The organism is Paraclostridium benzoelyticum, assembly GCF_001006285.1.
Classification (GTDB): domain Bacteria; phylum Bacillota; class Clostridia; order Peptostreptococcales; family Peptostreptococcaceae; genus Paraclostridium; species Paraclostridium benzoelyticum.
Genome location: NZ_LBBT01000070.1, coordinates 1 through 5,056 on the forward strand (window position 1 = coordinate 1; position 5,056 = coordinate 5,056).

The following is a 5,056-nucleotide window of genomic DNA, read 5'->3' on the forward strand; positions in this document are numbered from 1 at the left end:
TATTCAGTTTTTAGAGTACTAACTCTAAATAAAGATTATGCGGTTATTACAGCAAAGAGGATACACCTGTTCCCATTCCGAACACAGAAGTTAAGCTCTTTAGCGCCGATGGTACTTGGTGGGAAGCTGCCTGGGAGAGTAGGACGTAGCCGCGTAATCTTTTTTATTTTACGTGGATTTAAGTGGTGGTTGATATTTAGTTTGCGCTTGGGTCATAAAGCTGAGAAGATGCTTTAAATGACCACTTCGCTGCAAACTAAATATCAACCACTTTTTGTTGTGTAAAATAAAAAAGGATTACGCTTGTACGGTATAAGATAAAGGATAAGAAAAGATGCTTTAAATGACCACGGAGTTGCAAATTAAATCCTAACCAATTTTTGTTGTGCAAAATAAATAAGAATTACGCTCGTACGGTATGATATAAAGAGATAAGAGAATATACTTTTAAGTTTATGTTTCACGTTAAACGAGATACATTTTACTTTTAATAGTTTAATATTTAAAATAATTGCACATAAAGCCTTACATTAATTGCATATAAATTATTAAAATGATATGAGGTAGGTGCTTAGATATGAAGGTATATGATAGTAATAATATAAGAAGTATAGCTATATTAGGCCATAGTGGATGTGGAAAAACAAATTTAATTGAAGCAATGGCATATACTTCTAAAACTACAAATAAAATGCCTAAACTAACAGATAAGATAAGTATGACATATAGTATGAATTTAGTTCCTATAGAATATAGAGATTACAAATTAAATTTACTAGATACTCCTGGATATTCTGATTTTACAGGAGATGTTATATCAGCTATAAGTGCTAGTGATGCTGCTGTTATTGTTATAGATGCTACTACTAGCATTCAGGTTGGAACAGAAAAAGCACTAGAACTTGCAGGAGAATCTATACCTAAACTTATATTTATAAATAAAATTGATAATGACAAATCCAGATATAAAGATTTAATTGAACAACTAAGAGATAAGTATAGCAATAAAATAGTTCCTATGTATATGCCTATATATAGTGGTGATGAATTTATTAAGCTACATAATATATTTGAAAGTAATTCAGATTTATGCAATGAATTTAAAACGCAAGTGGAAGGAACAAGAGAAGGATTATTAGAATTAATAGCTGAAACTGATGATGAGTTATTAGAAAAATATTTTAGTGGAGAAGATTTAGCAGAAGAAGATATTAAGAGAGGCATAACTATAGGTATTCAAAATGGAGATATAATACCAGTAATATGTGGGTCTACAATAAATAATGTAGGTACAGAGGAGATATTAGGCATTATATCTAGCTATATTCAACCTAAGTGCATAGATGAAAATGATGAGTTAAAAGGAAGCATATTTAAGACTATAGTAGATCCTTTTATAGGAAAAATGTCATATGTTAAAATTTTAAAAGGAAACATAAAAAAAGATGTAGAAGTATATAATGTAAATAAGTCCATGAAAGAAAAAATTTATAATATATATACTATGAGTAATAATGAGTTATCTGAAATGAAATCTGCTAATGCAGGGGATATAGTTGTTATGACTAAGGTAAATTCCTTACAAACAGGAGATGTTATATCTATAAATAAAAATGATAAAATAGATGAACAGTTTAATTTCCCTAAGCCTCAAATATATTTTGCATTACAAGCTAAAAATAAAGGTGATGAAGATAAGATTAGCGCTGTTTTAAGCAAAATATCAGAAGAAGATCCTACAATTACATGGAGTAGGAATGTAGAAACTAAACAAGTTTTAATAGGTGGCCAAGGCGAGCTTCATATAAATATAGTTAAGAATAAAATGAAAGAAAAATTTGGATTAGATGTAGATTTAACAGATTTAAAAGTTGCTTATAGAGAAACTATAAAAGGAAAAGCAGATGTTCAAGGTAAGCATAAGAAACAATCTGGAGGACATGGACAGTATGGAGATGTTAAAATCAGGTTCGAGTATTCTAAAAGTGATTTTGAATTTGAAGAAGATATATTTGGAGGATCTGTTCCTAAACAATATATACCTGCAGTTGAGAAGGGAATAAGAGAATCTATGTCAAAAGGAATACTAGCTGGATATCCAGTTACTAATATAAAGGCAACGCTTTATGACGGATCTTATCATGATGTAGATTCTTCAGAAATGGCTTTCAAATTAGCAGCTAATATAGCTTTTAAAAAGGGAGTAGAGCAAGCAGTACCCGTTCTCTTAGAACCTATAATGAAATTAACTATAGTAGTTCCAGATGAATATATGGGAGATGTTATGGGTGATATAAATAAAAAACGAGGAAGAATATTAGGTATGGAACCTACTAATAATGGTAAACAAGTTATTTATGCAAATGCTCCACAGGCAGAAACATTTAAGTATGCTATAGATTTAAAAGCTATGACACAAGGTAGAGGTTATTTTGAAATGGAACTTGATAAATATGAAGAAGTTCCAGCACAAATCGCACAAAAAATAATATCTAATTCTGATAGTAATTAATCTAAAAATTTAATTAAAAAGAAATCCTAGGAATATAATTCCTAGGATTTCTTTATTTATTGAAACAATAAAAACTATTAGGGCATATAGTATATATATATCTAATATTAAAATTGAGGAGGGACTATATTGTACTTTGACAAATTTTCGAAGGTAGCTCAAAAAGCGATAGATATATCTATAGAATATGCAAAAGAGTTTGGTCATAGAGTAGTTGGTACAGAACATTTATTGATTGGTTTAATTAAAGAGAAAGAAGGTACAGCTTCTAAGGTTTTATTAAAATTGGGGATGGATGAAGATATAATATGTGAAAAAATTATAGATATATATGGAATAGGAATTAATGATAGTACAGATGATATTTTTTTAAGTCCTAGAAGCAAAGATGTATTAGATAACTCAGCTATATTTGCAGAACAGTTTGATAGTATTCTTATAGATACTGAACATATCTTGTTAGCAATTTTACAAGAAACAGATAGTTTAGCAGTGAAAATTCTAAGTATGAATAATATAACTGAGCAAGTCATAATTAAATCTTTAATAGAGGTATCTAGACCAGAAACAAGTATAATACTTTTTAGAGATGAAAGTAAGATGGAAGAACCTAAGAAAGAAAAGGAAAAATTAAATATTCCTACACTTGAAAAATATGCAGTTAATCTAAATGAATATGCAAAGAATGCTAAACTAGACCCACTAATTGGTAGGGAAGATGAAATGCAAAGAATTATTCAAATTTTAAGTAGGAGAACTAAAAATAATCCTATATTAATTGGTGATCCTGGAGTAGGAAAGACTGCTATAGTAGAAGGGTTAGCAATTAATATAGAAAGCAACAAAGTACCTAGTTCACTTCAAGGAAAGCTTATATACAGTTTAGATATAGGAGGAATGCTTGCAGGTGCTAAGTATAGAGGTGAGTTTGAAGAAAGAATAAAGAAAGTAATAGAAGAAGTTGTCAAATCTGATGACATTATATTATTTATAGATGAGATGCATACTATAGTAGGAGCAGGAGCAACAGGAGAAAATTCTATGGATGCATCTAATATACTAAAGCCAGTATTATCAAGAGGAGATATACAAGTTATAGGAGCCACAACTATAGATGAATATAGAAAGAGTATAGAAAAGGATACTGGACTAGAACGAAGATTACAACCAATTTTAATTGAAGAGCCAACTAAAGAGGAATCAATCAAAATTTTAAAAGGATTAAAAGAAAAATACGAAAATTTCCATGGCGTAAAAATAACAGAAGAAGCAATAAAATCAGCAGTTGATTTATCAAGTCGATATATTGTGGATAGATATCTACCAGATAAGGCAGTTGATATAATTGATGAGTCTGCTTCTAGAATCAGAATGAAGAATTTAAAATTAAAAAATAATAAACCTACAGTTAATAGTGAAATAGTTACAGAGGTAATAGGTTTATGGACTGGAATACCTATAAGTAAAATAGTTAAATCTGAAGGAGATAAATTACTAAACTTAGAATCTATACTTCATCAAAGAGTTATTGGGCAAGAGGAGGCTGTAAATGCTGTATCAAAAGCAGTTAGAAGATCTAGAGCAGGATTAAAAGATCCCAAAAGACCAATAGGATCATTCTTATTCTTAGGGCCTACAGGTGTTGGGAAAACAGAATTATGCAAAGCATTAGCAGAAGCTCATTTTGGAAATGAAAATCAAATTATTAGGATAGACATGTCAGAATATATGGAAAAACATTCAGTTTCAAAGTTAATAGGATCTCCTCCTGGATATATAGGTCATGATGATGGAGGTCAATTGACCGAATCTGTAAGAAGACATCCATACACTTTAGTTTTATTTGATGAAATAGAGAAAGCACATGAAGATGTGTTTAATATATTACTTCAAGTATTAGATGAAGGAAGACTAACAGACTCTAAAGGAAGAACTGTAGATTTTAAGAATACACTAATAATTATGACATCTAACATAGGTGCAAAAAGTATAAACAAACAACAAATAATAGGTTTTTCAGCCTATGAAAATAAAAATGTAATTGATGAAAATTATAAGGCTATGAAAGAAAAAATTTTATCAGAAGTTAAGAATAGATTTAAGCCAGAATTTATAAATAGGATTGATGATATAGTGGTTTTCCATAAGTTAAATATAGATAATTTACATGAGATTTCTAAAATAATGCTTAGTAATTTAATAAGCAGATTAAATCAACTCAATATTAGTTTAGAAATTTCCGATGATGTTTTAAATCTTATATCAAAATATGGAATAGATTTAGAATATGGAGCTAGACCTTTAAAAAGAGCTATTCAAAAAGAAATAGAAGATGTATTAGCAGATATGATATTGAGTGGAGATATAAAAAAAGGAGCTAATATAATAGCTAACGTTGTTGAAGAAAAAGTTATATTTGAAAATAAATGATTAAAAATATAAAAAACTTAGTTTAAATATTGATTCTTTTATTGGAAATTACATTTAATTCAAAATAAAGGATAAATGTAATTTCCGAGCTATGTATTTTATTAAACTAAGTGA

At 29.0% G+C, this 5,056-nt stretch carries 2 protein-coding genes and 1 rRNA gene; all 3 read left to right on the forward strand.

Going from position 1 to position 5,056, the window contains the following annotated elements:
- Window positions 1–38 precede the first annotated feature (38 nt).
- The 3 genes from rrf (at window position 39) to VN21_RS03435 (ending at window position 4,942) form a co-directional block, all read left to right on the forward strand.
- Window positions 39–155: ribosomal RNA gene (rrf, locus tag VN21_RS03425) — 5S ribosomal RNA — on the forward strand.
- Window positions 156–577: 422 nt separating this feature from the next.
- Complete coding sequence (locus VN21_RS03430) at window positions 578–2,512, forward strand: elongation factor G (RefSeq protein ID WP_046822058.1); 1,935 nt, start codon at window positions 578–580, stop codon at window positions 2,510–2,512.
- Window positions 2,513–2,641: 129 nt separating this feature from the next.
- The gene (locus tag VN21_RS03435; RefSeq protein WP_046822059.1) at window positions 2,642–4,942 is read left to right on the forward strand and encodes an ATP-dependent Clp protease ATP-binding subunit; all 2,301 of its coding nucleotides are present in this window, start codon (window positions 2,642–2,644) and stop codon (window positions 4,940–4,942) included.
- Window positions 4,943–5,056 lie beyond the last annotated feature (114 nt).

What these genes read in the sequence shown, in the direction of transcription:
- VN21_RS03430 (WP_046822058.1), top strand. Translation starts at nt 578, where the DNA reads ATGAAGGTATATGATAGTAATAATATAAGAAGTATAGCTATATTAGGC.